This is a genomic window from Paenarthrobacter sp. (assembly GCF_031180005.1).
In the GTDB taxonomy this organism is placed as follows: Bacteria; Actinomycetota; Actinomycetes; order Actinomycetales; family Micrococcaceae; genus Arthrobacter.
The window spans coordinates 162709-181559 of the sequence record NZ_JAPSHI010000004.1; the positions used below are offsets into that span (position 1 = coordinate 162709).

The 18851-nt window shown below is 56.5% G+C and carries 13 protein-coding genes and 1 pseudogene; 7 read left to right on the forward strand and 7 right to left on the reverse strand.

Features of this window, described 5'->3' with window-relative positions:
- Nucleotides 1–210: 210 nt before the first annotated feature.
- From RIF72_RS20080 to RIF72_RS05215, 3 genes and pseudogenes are all read right to left on the reverse strand, one after another.
- A pseudogene (locus RIF72_RS20080) lies at nt 211–459 on the reverse strand (DUF6188 family protein); the annotation flags it as partial.
- Nucleotides 460–511: 52 nt separating this feature from the next.
- Nucleotides 512–1024 (reverse strand): hypothetical protein, encoded by a 513-nt coding sequence (locus RIF72_RS05210; RefSeq protein WP_309073786.1) that lies wholly within the window; start codon nt 1022–1024, stop codon nt 512–514.
- A gap of 37 nt (nt 1025–1061) precedes the next feature.
- The gene (locus RIF72_RS05215) at nt 1062–1565 is read right to left on the reverse strand and encodes a MarR family transcriptional regulator (RefSeq protein ID WP_309073787.1); all 504 of its coding nucleotides are present in this window, start codon (nt 1563–1565) and stop codon (nt 1062–1064) included.
- 87 nt (nt 1566–1652) lie between these two features.
- On the opposite strand from RIF72_RS05215, the gene RIF72_RS05220 reads away from it, so the two are divergent.
- A complete protein-coding gene (locus RIF72_RS05220; RefSeq protein WP_309073788.1) occupies nt 1653–2552 on the forward strand; it encodes an EamA family transporter in 900 nt (299 codons plus the stop codon).
- A gap of 91 nt (nt 2553–2643) precedes the next feature.
- Here RIF72_RS05220 and RIF72_RS05225 read toward each other — a convergent pair whose 3' ends face one another.
- From RIF72_RS05225 to RIF72_RS05240, 4 genes are all read right to left on the reverse strand, one after another.
- Nucleotides 2644–3327, reverse strand: a complete 684-nt coding sequence (locus tag RIF72_RS05225) for a DUF6308 family protein (protein ID WP_309073789.1) — start codon at nt 3325–3327, stop codon at nt 2644–2646.
- A gap of 68 nt (nt 3328–3395) precedes the next feature.
- Nucleotides 3396–4286: a hypothetical protein gene (locus RIF72_RS05230; protein WP_309073790.1), complete on the reverse strand. Its 891-nt coding sequence runs from the start codon at nt 4284–4286 to the stop codon at nt 3396–3398.
- A complete protein-coding gene (locus RIF72_RS05235) occupies nt 4276–5889 on the reverse strand; it encodes an SIR2 family protein (RefSeq protein ID WP_309073791.1) in 1614 nt (537 codons plus the stop codon). Before RIF72_RS05235 ends, RIF72_RS05230 begins: the two co-directional genes overlap by 11 nt.
- Nucleotides 5890–5937: 48 nt before the next feature.
- A complete protein-coding gene (locus RIF72_RS05240; RefSeq protein WP_309073792.1) occupies nt 5938–6516 on the reverse strand; it encodes a hypothetical protein in 579 nt (192 codons plus the stop codon).
- 315 nt (nt 6517–6831) lie between these two features.
- On the opposite strand from RIF72_RS05240, the gene RIF72_RS05245 reads away from it, so the two are divergent.
- The 6 genes from RIF72_RS05245 (at nt 6832) to RIF72_RS05270 (ending at nt 18736) form a co-directional block, all read left to right on the forward strand.
- On the forward strand, nt 6832–9177 hold the full coding sequence (locus tag RIF72_RS05245) for a hypothetical protein (protein ID WP_309073793.1): 2346 nt from the start codon (nt 6832–6834) through the stop codon (nt 9175–9177).
- Nucleotides 9174–10589, forward strand: coding sequence for a hypothetical protein (locus RIF72_RS05250; RefSeq protein WP_309073794.1), 1416 nt, complete (start codon nt 9174–9176; stop codon nt 10587–10589). The genes RIF72_RS05245 and RIF72_RS05250 overlap by 4 nt, the downstream gene beginning before the upstream one ends.
- A gap of 355 nt (nt 10590–10944) precedes the next feature.
- A complete protein-coding gene (locus tag RIF72_RS05255; protein WP_309073795.1) occupies nt 10945–16125 on the forward strand; it encodes a type IV secretion system DNA-binding domain-containing protein in 5181 nt (1726 codons plus the stop codon).
- 63 nt (nt 16126–16188) lie between these two features.
- A complete protein-coding gene (locus RIF72_RS05260) occupies nt 16189–17571 on the forward strand; it encodes a DNA cytosine methyltransferase (protein ID WP_309073805.1) in 1383 nt (460 codons plus the stop codon).
- Between the two features lie 150 nt (nt 17572–17721).
- Nucleotides 17722–18132 carry a very short patch repair endonuclease gene (locus tag RIF72_RS05265; RefSeq protein WP_309073796.1) on the forward strand — a complete coding sequence of 137 codons (411 nt, stop codon included), beginning with the start codon at nt 17722–17724 and terminating at the stop codon, nt 18130–18132.
- A gap of 328 nt (nt 18133–18460) precedes the next feature.
- Complete coding sequence (locus RIF72_RS05270) at nt 18461–18736, forward strand: hypothetical protein (protein ID WP_309073797.1); 276 nt, start codon at nt 18461–18463, stop codon at nt 18734–18736.
- The last annotated feature ends 115 nt before the right edge of the window (nt 18737–18851 follow it).

Genomic DNA, 18851 nt, shown 5'->3' on the forward strand with positions numbered 1-18851 from the left:
ATAGCGGACGCTCCCGCCTACAACACCAAGATCCATTGCCAAGCTTCCAGGTCGTCCCCCTCGACCAGATGGTCCGATCAAAGTAGTACCCCTTGGTAGCGGCGGAGTAGCGTCCTGCCACCGCTCGTCTCAGTACCCAGAACTTGTAACGCTGCGGTAGGGGAGTGCTCTGGTGAACGAAGGGCTGAACATCATGGATATCTAATGGAGTCACGCAGGGGTAGAGCTTGGCTGATCCCCATCGTGAGTGGCAGATGTTACGTCCGCACTCCAGAGTGCTAGTCCATGTCCCGGCAAGGAAACGAGCAATAGGCCGTCTGGCCCGGCAAGCGTCCAAGCCTCGTGCCGCTCGTCTGGCAGAACATCGATGGTGCTTCCGTCTGAGAATTCCAGGTGAAGAGCGCCGGCTTCGTTAGCGAAGCCGTTTACGACAGCCGAACGGACGATACTAAGCACCGGCCCGAGCGTTTTGCAGTGCCTCGTCGACTACGGCTTCTGCGTAACAACAGAATTACTGGTCCCTTGCAGTTTCAAGAAGTTTGCGAACTTCGTCCGTGGATGCATCGAGAAAATCGACGAGCGCTTGCATGGGTGCCGGCCCTTCTCTCCATCCCCATACGTCGGCGTCATAAGCGTCGTCCAGTTCAACCAGGCCTTGGGCGAGCGGGTGTCCTTCATGCCGAACCACGGTGTGCGCCCAAGCCGCAAGTTCGCGTATTTGAAGTGTTCCTTCAATGACTCGGCGGGCATGAAAGTGGGCTGCGAGTAGCTGAGCGTCGTCTAGCGTCATGCTTGCAGTCGCCAGACCTTGCTCCCGAAGAGCTTCTTCAATGAGAGCTCCGAGGTGGAACACGTTGATCTTCACGGATGCTCCAGCGAGTTCACGGAGCGTTTCGCTGTCATGACCCTCTAGGAGGGCATTCGTTGCAGCGGTAACCCCGACCTCTGCTGCATCTTGCTTCAAAAGCCATAGAGCGCGCGCCGCAAGAAGCTCCATGATCGCTGACGTTAGCTCTGAGGTCACGCGTTCAGCATAGTCATGCCCGGGGGCTGCTCTGTGCTTAGGAGGGTTCGCCGTCGTTGTTTGTTAGTAGGAACTTGCGCAAGAGGTTAGCGAGTTGCACTCGCTCGGTTTTGGACAGCCCTTCGAGCATCTTGTGTTGGTTCTCCACGTGGTGGTCTACCACCTCATCCACCAAGGCGAGTCCCTCAGGGGTGAGGCTGATCAGCAGTTGCCTGCGGTTGTCCGGGTTGGTTTCACGATGAACCAGCCCCCGGTTTACGAGTCGGTCCACGCGGTTGGTCATGGCTGCGGAACCGATCATCGTCAGGCTCGCGAGTCGCCCGGGAGTCAGCGGCGCTTCAGCTGCCGAGCGCCGGAGCGTTGCCAGCACGTCGTACTCCCACGGCTCCAGGCCGAACTGGCTCATGAACTTCTGCACGTCCAGTGAGGCCAGGCGGCTGGCCCTGTTCAGCCGGCCCAGAACGCCCATCGAACTGACGTCCAGGTCGGGGCGCTCCTTGTTCCATTGCTCAAGAATCGTGTCTACTGCGTCGCGGTCCATTGTCCTCCCATGCTTGACCTCAAACAGTACAACACCTACATTGTCTTATATCAAATAGTTCGACATCAAAATGTATGGAAGTGAATAATGGATAAGGCGTCTCCTCGGGATCTATTCATCACTGCACTGGCGCCCATGGTCTGGGGATCCTCTTACTTGGTGACCACCGAGTTTCTCCCCGCCGACAGGCCGCTCCTGGCCGCAACCGTCCGTGCCCTTCCGGCTGGCATCGTGCTGATGCTCGTCACCCGCACATGGCCGCGGGGGAGCTGGTGGTTCAAGGCGGCCGCCCTGGGCGCACTCAACATCGGGCTGTTCTTCTTCCTCCTGTTCTTCACCGCCTACCAACTGCCCGGCGGGGTGGCGGCGCTGGTCGGGTCGATTCAGCCGCTGTTCGTGTTGCTTCTTGGAGTGCCGCTGCTGGGGGAGCGGATACGTATGACGCACATCATTGCTTGCGGAGTGGGAGCCGCAGGTGTCGGTTTGCTCGTCCTGCGATCAGACGCGTCGCTGACTTTTGTGGGTGTGCTCGCCGGGATGGCGGCGGCGCTGAGCATGGCGGCCGGCATCGTTCTCACCAAACGCTGGGGAAGACCCGACGGCGTGGGGCTGCTTGGGTTTACCGGCCTGCAGTTGGGGATGGGCGGGGTTATGCTCCTGCCGGTGACGCTGGTGGTTGAAGGGCTGCCGGGGTCGGTCTCGGTGCCTAACCTGGCAGGGTTTGCGTACCTCAGCGTGATCGGTGCGCTGGCTGCCTACGCGGTCTGGTTCCGGGGGATTCAACGATTGCCCACGATGGTGGTGTCGTTCCTGGGATTCCTGAGCCCTTTGGTAGCTACGGTGCTGGGGTTTGCGTTCCTGGGGGAGGCGTTGTCGGGCTGGCAGATTGTGGGGGCTCTGTTAGTTCTGGCGGCTGTGTTTTTGGTGCAACGGCCGGGGGCGGTTGTGGGCCGGCAAACTGCCACAGAAAGTGGAAGTGCCCGGTGAGCAATAGAGCAAATGTCTGACCGCGGCAAGCCAGATGGGCTCGTACTACGTAGTCCGTTCAGAACAGACTACGTACTTGCGCCCTGCTTTCTCACGAATCTGCATCCTCCCTAACAGTCATGCCAAGCTTTTTCCCGTGCATCCAGAGGGCAACGTCCATGGTGCGTAAGTCAGAAATTTGGAGGCTAATTCCGGATTTTTCCCTTATTGCGGTAAGCCGCTCAGGAAGTCCGGCTCCATCGGTCAGAGCAGCGTGCCAAGTCCGCCATTGAGTGTCGTTGTTGTTCAGGCCCATGAGCGGACCTACTACAGAATCGTAGATGGGGACGAGGCGAGGGCGCTTTCGGGCCATTATCTTGCTTGCCGTGGTGGGCCCGATGCCCCACCGGTACGTGTCTGTGCCGCGGAGCAAACGCCAGAGTTTGCTGGCAGGACTCAGAGCACCAAGGATGGTTTCGTACTCGTCGGCCGTAACGGCTGCCAGATCCAAATCGGTCGGAATCTCCTCCAGCAACCTCCTAGCCTCCGCGCTACGAGTTTCAACGAGCCCGATTATCGCTGGGGCTGGCACTGGCACCGATAGGAAGGAGACGGCGAGGAGATCATCTGCCGTGATGGCGTTTGCCACCTCTACCCGGTCGCCTCCTCCGGCCCAGTTGTCGAAGCGACTTCCGGTCTGAGGGACACCGTTGCGGTAGAGCTTCGTGTAATACTCATTCACGAGAGCAGCAGCCTCGTCCACGAGCGCAGGTAAGAGAATTTCCGGCAAGGCCATCGTTGAATCCTTCGTGTGCGTTGTTGGCGAGTTTTACGGGCCGCGGAATGGCCCATTGGTCGTGCGGTTCAGCTTTCCTGCGGCTTGGGCCAGTAGGTAAAGGCGCTGATGTCGCCGCGCTTTTTTGGAGGCGTCCGATAGCCGTACCTTCCCACGATCTCATCGTGCAACGGTCCGCTCAGAACGGGGTCCACGCTGAACCCACGGCGGCCCGTTTTGGCGTCCAACTCCCAACTGCCCTGTCGGATATGAAATAGGCCTCGAGTTACTCCGCGGTGGACGGCCACCACGTGTTTGACCTTGAGTCTTTCCACGGCTTTCGGATCGATCCGCCACCATGCTCTCACCGAGTCACCGAGTTCAGTCGCGATTAGCGACTTGTTGGACGCGCTTAGCCATTCAGTTCGGAAACCATAGCCAGCGCGCATTCCACCACCTGGTAGAGGTTCCTCCAGGTCTACCCACGGCTTTAGCGTGATAAGTAGGAGCGGGGGAGTTTGAGGAGGGAGTTTAGGGGCACCGAACTCCGCCACTATATTTGCCAACGTTTCTATTCCGTGGCCCTTCGAGGATTCGCGTCGCTCATTGGTCAACTGGTCGAGGTTGGCCAGCGGGTGCAACCCAGATACCGGCCGGACCAAGAATGTTGATAAGAGATCTATGGCCGCTGCCTCCACTTGCGTGTACTCGGAGCTCATGCCATGTCGCAGTATCCAGATGTCTGGCTCGAGTCCTGCCGCACGAATTTCTTGGATGGTTCGGATCTTGCGAGAATGCTCAGCTGTCGATTCGTCCTCGGGCGAGGACAGTGCTTCGGCTTCGAGCCCATGGTCGGCCACACGAGTCCGGGAACCTTTGCCCACGTAGAAGGGTACTGATGTTCTTGGGTCCAAGAGCATGTACACGTAGTTGCCCAAATGCTCAGCTACCTGTTCCAAGATCTTTGGATCAATTTTCATTGCCTGCCCTGTCTGTGTAAAACGCATCGGGGTCGAATCCCAAATTGGTGAGCGTCTTACTGATGACACCCCATACCTCCGCGGTTGCCGGTGTCTGTTGCAGTCTTGCAAGTGCCAACAGATATCGACGCAGTTCAATCTCGTCCGGGCTGAGGCCTTGTGTGTAGGCGGGCGCAAGCAAATACGAGTGTTCATCGGCGGCGTAAGCAGCTGTCATGTCCAGAAAGATCTCCATATCGCGGCCAGCCTCTTGAATGGCTGCATCTCGTTCGCTGCTCGTCGTCCAAGTGGGGAACGATCCGGTCATGGGGAGGATGTCGAGCTTGCCGGACCAGACCAGTCGTTGGTGCGGCTCGTCGAAGAGGCTAAGAACCGTGCCCATCTGCTGCCTTTGCGGGTCGTGGCTCGGCAAGGCCCTTCGCACGTCGTGAACGATTTCGTGGAAATGGTCATCGGCAAGGCCAAAGCCGACGAACAGCAAGTGATGTGTCAGCAGGTGTGCTTTGACCAAGGCGGACAAGGCCGCGCGACTGCTGTTGAAGCCGAGGTAGTCGTCCCGGGTGAGCACGATTGTGTCCGGCTTGCTGACTGATCCATGAAGCTTCAACAGCCACTCGCCGCCAACGCTTGGAACATTTTCCGGTAGAACAGTTCGCGGTCGTTGGGCGTCCGCGCATGCCATCTCGAAGAGACGATCGTAGTTGAGTGTGATAGCGCCAGCGGATGGCAAGGTTGCCAAGAGAGCCGGCGCCAGTCCATAACGAGGTAGATCGACGACGGTGGCCACCGCCTTTTCGAATGCCGCCCGGGAACCATGCTGATCCACATACATCTGCTCGAGGACGCTAGCTTGGTCCAAGGGCCCAAGCCGGTCAAAGTCTACGTTTGAGGCGTCCTTCAGGTCGATGCCATCGCGAAGGCGCTCCAGAAGTTGGCCCCACGTAGGAGCCCCCGCGCTAACACTTACGCCGGCCCCCAAAAAGGGCACAAGATGGCCAGCCTTCGCTTTGCCACCGAGAGTTAGAGCCTTGGCCTGAAGCTGTGGATCCAATGGCGTCCATCCGCTTCCTGCGGCTTGCGCTTCACGGCGAAGTTTTTGGGCGAGAGAGAAAGCAGCCCGATCTTGGAGAACCAGAACGATGTCAACTGAGTAGCGCTCACTCAGGTCTGAAGCGCAATTGAGGATATCCCTCACCACCGCGCCAAGATGTCGTCCTGCACCACCACCGGCAGTACCAAAAAACGGCATCGCCAGCAGAGGGAACGGTCTCTGCGAAGACGGCTCTCGAAGACTGTCTTTTGCCGCTTTGACGAATGCTTCCAATCGTTCGGCCACGACCTGTGGTCCCCATGCCATGTTGTTGGGAACCGCGGTGAGCACCGGTAGTGGCGACGTTTGGTCCCAGTCCTTGACGGCTTGGGCGAAGAGGCGGCCTGTGTGGAAATCGTCTCCACATGACGCCGCCGCAAGGTGTTGTAGGTCTTCGTGGGCACCGAGCCAATGACGTCTAATGGTTAGAAATGAGTCCGTAGGAAGGAGCCACGCATCGCATTCCAGGTTCAGGATGTCGGCCATCGTGACGAAAACATGGGGAATAGTCATGGGCGGTGGCATCCAAAGCTCTGGGTCTGAACTGGGCAAGTTTGATTCTTATGTAAGGGCATTGAGGAGCCGCTCGAGGTTACGCTCGAAGGCGGCTTTGCCATTGCCATCCGGTGCGGGGATGCGAATCAGGGGAGGGTGCCCCATGGCAGGCGTGGCGAGATCACGCAGTGCGTCGTAGTACGCGCGTTGTCGTTGCCTTCCACCAACGCCGAAGGCTACGGCAGACTTTGAATGCCTGTACTTATCTGCTAGCGGTGAGTACCGTTCGCAGAGTGACGAATATTGGTTCACGTCAAAGCCCAGCGGCAATGCGCCAGGGTAAAAACTGAAGGTCTGCAGCCGAAAGCTGGTGAAATGCTGTATCTCGTCGACTTCGATGATGGTCCCAGTGCCTTCATGTATAAAGTCGCCAGGAAGTGCAGTAGTTCGTTTGACGGACTGCTCTGCACCTTTGCCTCCGAGCGAAGCAAAGATTTTCTCCAAAGGAACTGCAACAGCCGAAGCGGAATCTGGGAGGCCAAAGTGGCCACGTTGATTTAGCCACGGCATCTTGTAACGGACAAGCTGGACACCGTGCTTCAGTGCAGTCTCAACAAACGCATTCTCACAATCTCCAACAGGCATGGGCTCATCATAGTGGTCCGGGTGGCGGACCAGAGGCACACAGAGGGACCGAACAAAGGTTGCGAGCTTCGGGCCGTCTGCCACGCTGCATACGATGTTCACTGCCATCAAGAAGTCGGCTCCCGACGCTTCACAATAGCGTTCGCCGATCGAGCCTTACCCGACCAAAAGGCTTAGGCCAGGTATCTTGGCAATGTGGGGGAACCAAAACCTTGGAATGAAGCCGAGACAAACGCGCTCTTGAAAGCATATTTTGCAATGCTGGATAGCGAGACGCGCGGTATAGCCTACTCAAAGATCGCTCACAATCGACACGTGCAAGCTCTGACAGGTCGCAGCAAAGGATCAATTGAGTTCAAATTCTGCAATATCAGTCATGTTCTGGCAGAGGTCGATCATCCGTTTGTCGTTGGGTATAAGCCACGGAGCCACGTCCAAGAAGCGCTGCGAGTAGCAGTCATGAGACAGCTCAGTCCAAGAGAGCCGTTCATCGGTTCCGGGGATACTCTGCCGAAAGCCTTGATGCTATCTTCAACCGATACTCCCAGCGATGCGGCCGAACCGGCCGCAGTCTCCAACGAAAGAGGACCGTTGTCTGCACCGACCGCTCCTGATAGGCAGAATGAAGATATATGGCACAGTCTCGCAGGCTTGTGGGATCGCGCCACTGGAGGAACCGATGTCGCGGCCCGACCCGATCATCCGATTGATTCCGTTTGGCCGTCTGCTCTCCGTCCTGCCGGAGTCGAGGAAGCATGCAACTGGCTGAAAGCCGGCATCGCAGCCGGTGAACCGCCCCGCTTCCTGTTCTTAGTAGGCGGGCCGGGAGCGGGAAAATCCCATGCCACAGCACATGTCGTTGAGGGCCTACATGCGGAGCGCCACCGTGACGATGGTCTGGCTCACCGGGTCTATGAATATAAAGGGACTAAGAGTGACGTCATTGTCATCAACGATGCCACCATCAATCTGGAGACGTCAAACGTTGCACCTCTGATTTCTGATATCAATGGAGCCATAGACAATGCAGGAACATTGGCAACGTCACACCCGCTCAATTTGATGGCCTGTGTCAATAGGGGTGTTCTCGTTGAGGAAATGGCAGAATCCAGGCTTCGAGATTCCCAGAACTGGACGGCAGGCGACGTGCTGGTTCGCTGGCTCTATGACTCAGTAGCCAAAGGGCCTGATGAGTCAGTCTGGCGTCTCTCACGAAAGGCGGGCCGTGACTTTGTCAAATCGGCCCAACTCAGTCACTTAGGGAACCACGTTGCCAACGTAATGGCGGTATTCGTTGACGAGTGTTCGTTGTTTGAAGAGCGTCCAGCGATAAGCATAGCTGCGGACTCCCAAGTCTCCGCGCAAGATTATCGGATTGTTCCTCTGGGCCGTCGTAGAGAAATAGAGGACGCACTGTCTCCCGCAGCAGACTTGCTTGCCAACGTACTGGCGGTTCTCCAAGTCCCGGACACGAATGTCCACGATAAGTACTCAACCACACTTGTAGACCCGGTCACAGCCAACCTGCATTCACTGCGCTTCCCGCAGATCAGGTCAGGTTTGTTGACTATGGCTCGGAGTGCCGAATTGATGTCAGCAACGCGCATGACCTATCGCGAGCTCTGGGGGTTTCTGACGAGAGCTCTGGTTGGCGATGCCCCGATACGCATGGCAAGGAACGAACTTCGTGAATTCCTTGTTGCGAACCAGCCGACGGGACAAAGTGCGGAGGATGATTTCCAACGGATGCGACGGCTCTCCGGCCTGCGCTTTAATCAGAGCATATTCGGTGCAGGCGAGTGGGCATCCGCGTCGGAGGGTTCAATGCGGGATCCAGTCTTGAAACTGCTAGTCCCCGCTGACCCAGTAAGTGATGCTGTCCCTGGTTCTAATCCTGACAATCCCGATGAAGGCTGGGCGACGCCAGTCTCCGATGCGTTCAGTGTGCATGCATCCGATGGGACTCCCCTGCAGAGCCTCTTGGACTCATTGCCAAGTAATGTACCCATGCACGACATCGTTACGGATTTTGACAAACGCTTGGACGAGGCCTTCTCCAGGCTAATGCAACAACCTCAGCTAAAGGACGACAAACGGCTGGAAGCAACTGGCTGGTATGGCGCCTACCTCACACGTCTCTATGCCGTTTCTCACGGTATCAGTGCATTTAGGCGCGAGATTGAGATGCTCATAAGAACTTGGGTTCAAGTTCCGCATTTGCCTGACGGCCTGAAGTCACCGTTGAGGACTTTGCTTCGGCCTAAGCGGAATCCGAATGAGTCTGCGTCCTCCATCCTTCCGCTGTTTGACAGCCGAACCGAACCGATCACCGGGAGGGTCAGCATCCCTAAGCTCGCCGTCCGCGTCAAGGAGCCTGAACTGACAACGGACCGTGCAGGACAAGGCGAACAAGTTCTACTTACGATTCGAACAGATGGAACCAAGATGAGCAGCGTTTCGTTGGATTTTCCGTTGATCAGGGAGGCTCTGGCTTGTGTCGATGATTTCATTGGCGTGACGGATTTGATCGATGTGACAGCTCCGAGGCTAGAACGTGTCCGCGCATCGAGGCTACTTTCGGCCCATCTTCGCGGCGCCGAATTCTGCCTAGCGGATGGCGATCGAGAGGTCCAGTTGACCCAGCAGGAGCAATCACGATGACCAGAATCGCTGCCGCGCATCAGCTCCTTCTCCCATTTAACAGACCGGAGTACTTTTCCGTGCCGGAGGCACTGCTCTCGGCTCTAGCATGGCGGGCCTATGAATCCATAAGTAATGAGGAGCAGGAAAAGCCGCTTGGCTTGATGTACAAAGCGCAAGCGAAGGAAACATTGTATCTCTCGCTTCGCCCGACAAAACCAGAAGAGGACACAGCTGAAACGCTGGGCAACCAGCTGAGGCAACGGGGCATAAGCACCGCGGCATCCGATAGATTGCTGGGAGATGCAGTCTCATCTAGCGTGACTGGAATTAGAATTGAGAAAACCGGTAATCAGCCTTCCAGCCCAATGACGCCGGCACTGGCACTGATGCAAAACCCGCGGGGTGTGCTTGTGAAGCAAGGACCGCCGGACTTCGGCGCCATAATTGAAAGCCTATTCACTGTCGGTCACCCTCTTGTCGGTCCGTCAATGTCCGCGACTGAACTCTGGTTGCGGGCTTCTGACAAGAGACTCGAGCTGGACCCGTTACTTAGCGCCATAGATTCTTCTATGATGTCGACGGTTTTCCAAGACGCATTGCGCAGACGAACTTCTTTTCCGATTGCAGAGGACAGTGTCGACTGGTGCGGACTGTATCCAGAAACGCCGTACGAATGGTTTGCTAAGTCTTGGCAGGCCCTTACGTCCGATGAGTGGGTTGGGGCACTTCCTGCTCGCGTGTGGGTCGACTGGGCGACCACAGTGTTGCGCTTGGCAATGGGGCTCGGGTTCCTCTGGGAATACGCGTGGTATGAGGCGCTGGGCATGGCGATCGTCCAGGACTCTGTCCCCGATACGCTTGAGGAGCTTCGAGGAACGGTTAGGTCCCCGCTGCCGTGGCAATCGAGCCGCTCCTCGATCTCCGTCAGGGACGTTGGCGCCACTATAAAGGGACGTATCGCAAGAGGCGAACGCATCAGAAGGAGCCTCAAGGAACGCATCAAAGATTTAAACGGAAATCCAGACGCGATCGAGTTTCTGCGGTCAGCCGCCCGAAGTGATTTCAGGTTGTCTCTGGCTGCAGAGATCACTGAAAAAAAGGACGCCGGCAAGCTTGTTTGGGAAACGGTAAAATATGGCCTTCAGGTGCGGGAATCAAGCGGTCCATTCACGGATTACTACGGCATCCTCAAAACGCGCGGGCGGAGATATCTTGTCATTGACCCCGGTACTGAGTGGATAGCGGTAGTTGCTAGCCTCGCATGCGGTTCTCCAGGGACACAATGCAATGTGGGAGACGTCCTGCGTGACCTAACCATTCTTGGGATGCGCCCCGAGCTTGGGGACCTAGTGTCCTTACTCGAACGTGCAGGCATGGCACGTGGCAGCGCCGACGCTGATCACGCCGTAATAGTTGAGAGTGCTTTCTAGGAGAATCATGGCGTCTATTTCATTGGGCAAAGTCCTGGGTCGAATCCTCGCACGAACTAGCGGGCTCGGCCACATCCACCTGCCAGAGGGAATTAGTAGCGAAACTGCAGAGGAGATTGTTCGGTCGGCTAATCGGAACAAAAGTACCAACCCACCTTTTGCTCTTTTGGTCACTAATGGTCCAGAGTCACTTCAGGAATTTGACTGCCCACGTGTAAGTCCTTCCCGGACGATTCAATACCGTCAAGGTGATCATTTGGCGGTAGTCCACGGAAGGCAACCCGATCTATCATCGTTTGTGCAAGTTTTTCGTGAATTATTTGGGCAAAGTTTTCCTGAGCAGGCTGAGGGGGCTGTGTCCCTAGGCAAAATTGCACGTGAAATAGTCCAGTCGCTATGTGAGCAATTCGACTTGGATGGCTTGAGCTCGCGCGAAAAATCAAGATGTTCTGACATCCTTTTTGGAATTTTGGCAACGCTTTCCACCATTCATTCGCGCGCCGGTGATACAGGGCGGAGCTGGAACTCTGCTTGGTTTGCGCATGTTGATTATGGGCTCTCCAACCTTCCTAAGATTCTTGGCCAATTGGGCGCGTCTGCGACCAATTTAGAGTTGCCGGAAGCCTTGGATAAGTATGCATATGCATGCTTCGCCCTCCCGGCCCCGAAGCTTGGAGCCGGAAGGTCATTCCTAGCGTCGGATGCAGGTGCGGTAAGCCTCATGGATGCCCTGACTGAGTCCTGGAGTGACGAAGATTCATTCCGCATGAGCATCGCACAGCTGCCGACGCGTCAGGAGGTGAAGGAGGCAGGAGGCAAGCATCCGCTTACCGAATTTGCCCTTGATGACTTTGACGACGCAGTGAGCAGTGACGGGAACGCTTGGTTGGGGCTCGTCAAGACAGTTGGTGCCTCGCCTGAAAATATAGAACGGTTCTCGGCTTTAACGGAAGAGCAGTTCAAGAGCCCTGCTCGCGATGACGAATCACTGACGTTTGACATAGGCCTCAAAGAAGGGGGATCGCTGGCGCTGGATCCTGATCTTCCGGAGAGTCCTTTTCTCATCCCGCTGGTGTCAGACGGGACAGCCGGTGGGCGTCAACTTCAGTCTGAAATTCTAACGATTCGTATTCCCATTCTGGACCGCCTACACCCCGACGAGGCTCGGACCTCGGGGCTTACGATACAAAGTCAGCCTGCCAATGTAGCTAACTGGGTTGGGACCGTCGAAGTTTCAGATGACGGTGAACTTCTTGCGATTGGACGATTTATTAAGCCTCGAGGGAATGGTCGGAGCGCTGCGCCGTTCCGGTTGGTAACCCTAAAGGTGATGTTGCCAAGCGGGGATCCTCTAGCTACGCGTGTCAGGAATGATCTATCGGCCAAAGCGTACGTCTTTTCAGGGATGCAAACTTTCTTAGCAGCAGCTCCTTTCAAGAAGAGAGGGGGGCTAGGAAAGATAACGTACCTCGGGCAAATAGAGTGGACACCCGTGCCCGCGATTGATGCCAGCGAGCTGGAGTTCGCTGAGGAATTGCCCGAAGTGCCCGGCGGCTATCAGGCTTTACTGTGGTCTCCGAATGCTAAAGAGCAGCCGCTTCTGGATGGAGTGGCTCTAAGAGCTCACCCGATTCTGAAAGATTTGTTCGCCCTGCGCTTCGCCCCGACTGGCGACAATGAGTTCGTGGCAAACAGTTTTACTTTTCGTGTTCGGCCAATAGCTGCAGGGGGTGGACACCAGTCAGCTCTACTGGCTGCCGCTGTCAAGCAGCAGGTAGTCCCAGATCGCCCTAAACCGGCGACGGAAGGGTCGGTTCGCGGACAAGCGGAGGCCTTCTACGCAAGCCGTCTCGTTGCGGGAGACACGTCGATTGTCGACGCTCTGGGGCACGTAATGATGCCCAGTAATGAATCAATGCGAGTGGAGGACTCCCGACCGCAAGATCATGGGGCGTTCATGATGCCCGATGCTGCGCGAGGGGCGCTCGACAGCGTCAGCTATTTCAAAGTCGACGAAGCCTTCGTTCGCGGGGCAGAAGCTGAGAGATTTCGAGAGGCTTTTCGTGCTTTGCGGGTAGACGAACTTCTTGTCCGTCAAGACGTCCGTGGTGAAGGCGTCGAATTCGAATGGCCCTCACGGACTTCGTGGCGCAGTCTTTGGGACGATCCAGCCTTGAGCGAGTACTTGGACGCATACAGCGATCTAGTTGTTGCTGCTCGTGCCAGCGGTAGGGACGAGAATCTGTTTTGGGCTGCCTATCCGATGTCGGTGAGTGCGTGGGACGTCAAGGGCGACAGCGGATGCCAAGCAGTGTTGTTGAGCCCGCTACATCCGATAAGACTGGCCTGGCTGGCCGGAGCAGAGCATTCGCTCTTTGAGGCCGAAAACTCAGTGGAGCATGCTGGCTCTGTTGAAGGATGGAACCTGCCTCTAGTGGGACCAGGCGAATCAGTTGCCGGCAGGATGTTGGCGGTCCCTGCTGACTCAGGTGAGGATCAGATCTTTCTCGGTTGGTCCATGATGCTTCCTGCAGCTAAATCGAGACCGAAGAGATTATCTCCGCCCGACAGGATAGGAAACGCTGTCACACCCGGGGCGGCCGTTAGCGGCCTCAATGCCACAGCGGTGGATGCTGCCCTCAGATCATTCCGCCGTATGCATCCACACATTTCGACCCTAACCGTGGACCTCCATGCACTAGATCGCCAGAATCGGTTGACTGAAATAGATGATTCGGTTCTTGCTGTAGCGGAGGAATGGGGGAATGCCAAGACTGGACGACTTATCGGTGGCGTCAGGGTACTCGATTCCGTTCGGCGTGAGGGACCCGTTCCTAGGGACGCAGTGACGAAGCTCGTGCGGGAGAACCGCGACATGCTGTTGACATGGTCCAGATACGCTCCCCAAAGCGAGGCGAAGGTATGGTGCAACATCCGTCTCCTCCAGGACTCTGGAACTATTGTCCGCGTTGACGGCGGGGGAGCGACCCATGGGGTCTTGGGGGAAGTGCCCCTTCGACGTTTTGAAAGTAGCCTCAATAGGCTAAGTGATAGGCGAAGCAGCCTCAGCCAACCTGCAGTTCCAAGCACCATGGGATGGAACTCGTTTAGCAGGGCACTTCAAGCCTGCGAGACGGGCGACTCAGCTCCACTGATCGAAGCTGCAATGATGCGTCGGGACGTGGCCGATACTACCGCCGATTGGACGGTCATGGGCGAGTCTTTCCTTAGCCCGGCGATCATGGCTGAGCTAATGGACACCCACAGCGAGGGCTCGCGCATGCTTTGGGAGTGGCGACCGCCAGTCTTCGAGCGGTCGCCCGATGTCCCTTTCATGGAACGCCGTCCCTTTGTCTCCATTGCCAAAGTGCCGGATAGCTTCGGCCACGAGCTGGAGAGACTCTTGGCCAAAGCCACGGGTAGGGAAGACACCGCGCAACTCAAGCGTCGGGTTATGTCGAGTTTAGGCAGTAGGGGAGTTGGCCTGTCCTCCCTACTATCGATGGGCGGAACTCATGTTGCGGGCGCCATGGGCTTCTACTTGACGTTCGGGCTTTTTGACGAGGCGGTTTCGGATGGCTCCAATAGGTTTGTTGTTCCGATTGATGCTGCTGATTACTTCCTGCGGACACTATCGGGACAAGCCAACCATGGACAGCACCAACGTCGCGCGGACCTGCTATTCATTGAGATGAGGGATGAAGAGCTCATACTTTGTCCCGTCGAGATTAAGTGTTATGGGCTTAAAGGCGACTCGATCGGATCAAGACTGCCGGCTCCGGGGTCATCTGCACTTGATGAGCCGCTGGATCAGCTCGCGGCCAGTGCGCGGCTACTGGAGAACATTGAGTTCAGGGCAGCCGCGGTAGAGGGGGCTGACAGGGTTATCTGGATGAACAGTTTGGCCACCCTAGTCGAGACCGCCGCGAGGCTCAGTACCACGCTTGGTTCTCCGGCAGACTTCGCTCGTCGCCTATCTGCCTTGGTTGACGGACGGATGAAAATCCGTCTGGGTAAGCCCTTACTTACATACCTGCAACACAGTTCGACAACCTCTGGGGGCGAACACTTCTATGCGGGAGAGGTAGGGACGGACGATGCTCCTGTCCGTGGACTCATAGCAGATACAGCCAAGGTTTTTAAGGCTCTGGAGGGTTCCGATGCGTCTGTCATTCACGCGTGGAGACAGCTCGTGGATTGGGCCGTGGAGGAACCAAGTGAAGATGGAATTTTAGCTCCCAAAGCATCTCCGGAAATGCTGAGTCAGGACCTGGACGAAAGCGCTAATAGTTCGTTCGGAGCCGAAAGCCAGTCTGATGAGGCTCCTGAAGCTGCGCCGCAGACCAGCATTCAGACTCAGCTTCCCTCAGTTCCTGCGGCAAGCGCAGCAGCTAGTGAAGTGTCCGGTATCTCAGGGGAGGGTGTTCGAATCAATGTCGGTAATCTCATGGGGTCAATCGGACACTCTCCGGTTGATTTCTGGCCTAGTAACACAAAGCTCAATCAAATGAATGTCGGCATCGTCGGAGATCTTGGAACAGGCAAGACTGAGCTTGTGAAGGCCTTGATCGCCCAGATCCGTGAACAGGCGGCGGAAAAGCAGCCATTTGTTCCTACCTCTATGCTGATTTTTGACTATAAAGGAGATTTTCAGAAAGAGGAGTTCGTGGCTCGGATCGGTGCCGTTGTTCTGGAACCACACGAGATTCCCCTAAATGTATTTATGCCCGTTACGGGGGAGCACTCGCGGCTTCCTTATCAACAAGCGGCAGCCTTCGTCGACGTCCTCAGAAAAATATACCGAGGCGTCGGGCCGGTCCAATCAAGTCTCCTTAATGAAGCAGTGCGAAATCTTTACGAGAAGAATTTCAACAGGCCACCGACCCTCGCCGAGGTTAGGGCCGAGTACCTAGAGAAGTCGGGAAATCCTGACTCGGTCTCTTCTATCCTTGATAGTTTTGTCCTCAGCCAGATATTTAGTTCTGACAGGTCTAAGTTAATGCCGTTTGGAGAGCTTCTGGCTGGCAAAGTCGTGGTGGTCGCTCTTGACCGACTCGGGCCAGATCAGAGCGCCAAGAACGCCTTAGTTGCTCTGTTCTTGAATCTCTACTACGACAACATGCTGAGGTCGGATCGGCCGCCATTCCAGGGTACGGACCCACAGCTTCGTTTTCTCAAGTCATTTCTGCTGGTCGATGAGGCCGTCAACATCATGCGCTATGACTTCCAGGTTCTCATGGACCTGATGTTGCAGGGGCGCCAGTTTGGGTACGGAGTAATGCTGGCGTCCCAGTACCTGTCCCACTTCAAAGAGGGCCGCGAGAATTTTGGACAACCCTTGAGGACTTGGTTTATCCATAAAGTCCCCACAGTCAATGCACGGGAGCTCGCGAGTCTAGGCCTGCCGGATCTTGCACAGGACGTGCCTCGACGTATCCCCGAACTACGCCAGCACGAGGTCCTGTACAAGTCGCTAGGCTACGACGAGGGTCGATTTGTGCGAGTAAAGCCCTACTACGAGCGATATGGACTTTGATCAGCATGCAGGTTCGGGGCGCAACCAAGGATCTCAGCCTAGCTCTGGCACAATGTATCAGTGATGAAGTTCGTTGACCTGTTTTCGGGTTGTGGTGGTCTCTCGTTAGGCATGGAGCGCGCGGGGGGTGAGCTCGTCGCGGCCGTTGAGAAGTCGGACATGGCTGCCCGCACTTTTTTCCACAACTACGTCGACGATGTATCAGACATGCGTGTATGGCAGCAGTACTTGCAGCGAAGCCTTCGGCGTCAATTCGAAGGTAAGGTCATTGTGAGTGAGCTTGCTAACGTCCTCGAGGATGATGATCTCATCAGGAGGTTCCGGGAGGATGATCTGGACGCCGTCGTCGGTGGCCCTCCGTGTCAGGGATTCTCTCTTGCGGGTCGACGGCGTAAGGACGATTTGCGGAATCGGTTGGCATGGGAATATTTGGACTTCGTTGAGCGAACGGCTCCAAAGACTGTCGTTATCGAGAACGTCGTAGGTATGAGCCAGAGCTTTGTGAAAGGTGAGGAGTCGTCCTTCTCGCAATTGCAGACCGCCCTAACTCGCATTGGCCCAGGTTACGAAGTTCAGGCAGTTCGAGTCAACGCTCTGCACTATGGCGCGCCTCAGTTCCGTCCTCGGCTGATGCTCATTGCTCTTCGGAAGGACCTCGCTCGAAAGCTCAGCGTAGAAGCAAAACCCGGCATCTGGAAGTCCGACTTCGCGGATCTGGTGAATGACGTTCCGGCTCTTGCGCCCGAGCCTACGACAGTCTCGGGTCATGCCTTCACGGTCCGTGACGCCATCGCGGATCTGCCTGGATGGGAGGGCACGCACCGCGGGCGAAACGCAGAATATTTGGAAGCCCTACAACAGGCAGATGCGGCTGTACGTCCTAAATCCAAAGCGTACTCAGCCGGACTTCCGAACCAGACTCCGCGTCGTCATACAGACATGGTCGTCACTAGGTTCTCTTTCTACCGGATGATGGTAAGCCACCGAATTGATCAACGACTCCTTATACAGATGAGCGGATTGGACGCTGAAGACCAACGAACCATAGCCAAGCATGCTCTTGCTGGCGTCAAACCGCCTCTTGAGCTGCAGAGCTCTAATAGACCCTATAGCACACGGACTATCAGTTCCTTGGACGAACTAGTGGACCTCGCGCTTGAACTTGTAACCCGGAAGCACAGCCAGAAGGTCCTTCAGGCCGGCGAGCCTAGCCGGACCGTGGTTACTCTTCCCGACGATTACGTTCATCCCATGCAATCAAGAATTTTCACTGTTCGAGAGTTAGCTCGGTTTCAGGGCTTCCCGGATTCATTTGAGTTTCTCGGGAGGGAGACGACCGGTGCGCATCGGCGGAAGCTGGAGGTTCCGCAGTATACGCAGGTGGGTAACGCGGTCTCGCCGTGGCAATCCCATGCCGTAGCCAAACTGCTCACAAAGATTCTGTAGCAGCATCGGTTGTTTGTAGATGTGGAACGCCGTGGATCTGATCATCAGGCCTCCAACTTTTTCCGTCAGAGTCCCGGGTGCAGGCGTCAAACAAACACTGAACGGATTTTTCAAAACGCCATTTGCCCGGCGTGGTCTTACTATTGATCCATGGTGGACTTCATGAGTCCCGAGCAGCGAAGTGCCCACATGGCGAAGATTCGAAGCAAGAACACCAAGCCGGAGCTCGTGCTGCGAAGGCTGCTGCATGGCGAAGGATTTCGCTACCGACTTCACGGCCGTCAATTGCCTGGCAAACCCGATCTGGTGTTTCAAGCCCGAAAGAAAGTCATTTTCGTAAATGGCTGTTTCTGGCATGGACACGATTGTCATGTCGGAAAGCGTCTGCCTAAATCCAATACGGAATTTTGGCAAGCGAAGCGACTTCGAAACCAGGAGCGAGATCGCGACCAGAGGCTCCAACTTGTGGCTTCAGGCTGGCGCTATCTCGATGTCTGGGAGTGCGAAATCTTAGCGGACGCAAGTCTCCTGAAGCGCGTGTCCGAGTTCTTGCGGAACTAGGCTTTTGGCAGGGGCGGCTGCTGATAAGTGATTGGGCGGCTGAACGGCATACACGGAGGACTCGAGCCTGCGTAACAGGTTCATAAACGCGTGTCCTCTATCAAAGGTTTATCACCCATCCCGGCTGGCTTCCGCAAGCCTGCGCCGCAGTTGGAGCTTGGGCAAGCTAGAGACTGCTCCGACCGGACGTTTGGTGGGGTCGCCCCGGCAGGTGGGGCCGTCGTCGTCGACGTTCTTCGTGGGCCGTTGTTTCGCAAGGCGTCCTACGGAAGGCGCGGGTTGATGCCGTCGCCGGGGTGACGACGGGCAGAGGAGAAGGAGCCTCGCATTGGACTCATTCGCACCGACCTGTTCGACACGCTCGACCGCGTTGCGCAAGCGTCGGACGACCGAAGAGGATCCGGCCGACTGTTTTGCGTATGGCGGCTGGCAGGCGCCTCTGTTCGACGACGCGGTCGGCGAACAGGTCGAATCCGGGATGGCGGGGATGGACGCACTGCTTCTTGGGCGCCAAACCTTCGACATCTATGCCGGGTACTGGCCGCACCAGGATGGCGGCCTAGCGCAGCTGTTCAACGCATCCCGAAATATGCTGAGTATTTGAAGGTTTGGAAGCCATTCGATATTGCCTTTCGGGGTCAGTGATATTGCCGGTGGGGGCCAGTAGCCGGGGTTGTGGGGGCCGCTGGCCCCCACCGACGTTTTCTTACTGCTTCATG

What these genes read in the sequence shown, in the direction of transcription:
- RIF72_RS05215 (WP_309073787.1), bottom strand. Translation starts at nt 1,565, where the DNA reads ATGGACCGCGACGCAGTAGACACGATTCTTGAGCAATGGAACAAGGAG.
- RIF72_RS05220 (WP_309073788.1), top strand. Translation starts at nt 1,653, where the DNA reads ATGGATAAGGCGTCTCCTCGGGATCTATTCATCACTGCACTGGCGCCC.
- RIF72_RS05225 (WP_309073789.1), bottom strand. Translation starts at nt 3,327, where the DNA reads ATGGCCTTGCCGGAAATTCTCTTACCTGCGCTCGTGGACGAGGCTGCT.
- RIF72_RS05230 (WP_309073790.1), bottom strand. Translation starts at nt 4,286, where the DNA reads ATGAAAATTGATCCAAAGATCTTGGAACAGGTAGCTGAGCATTTGGGC.
- RIF72_RS05235 (WP_309073791.1), bottom strand. Translation starts at nt 5,889, where the DNA reads ATGACTATTCCCCATGTTTTCGTCACGATGGCCGACATCCTGAACCTG.
- RIF72_RS05240 (WP_309073792.1), bottom strand. Translation starts at nt 6,516, where the DNA reads ATGCCTGTTGGAGATTGTGAGAATGCGTTTGTTGAGACTGCACTGAAG.
- RIF72_RS05250 (WP_309073794.1), top strand. Translation starts at nt 9,174, where the DNA reads ATGACCAGAATCGCTGCCGCGCATCAGCTCCTTCTCCCATTTAACAGA.
- RIF72_RS05260 (WP_309073805.1), top strand. Translation starts at nt 16,189, where the DNA reads ATGAAGTTCGTTGACCTGTTTTCGGGTTGTGGTGGTCTCTCGTTAGGC.
- RIF72_RS05265 (WP_309073796.1), top strand. Translation starts at nt 17,722, where the DNA reads ATGGTGGACTTCATGAGTCCCGAGCAGCGAAGTGCCCACATGGCGAAG.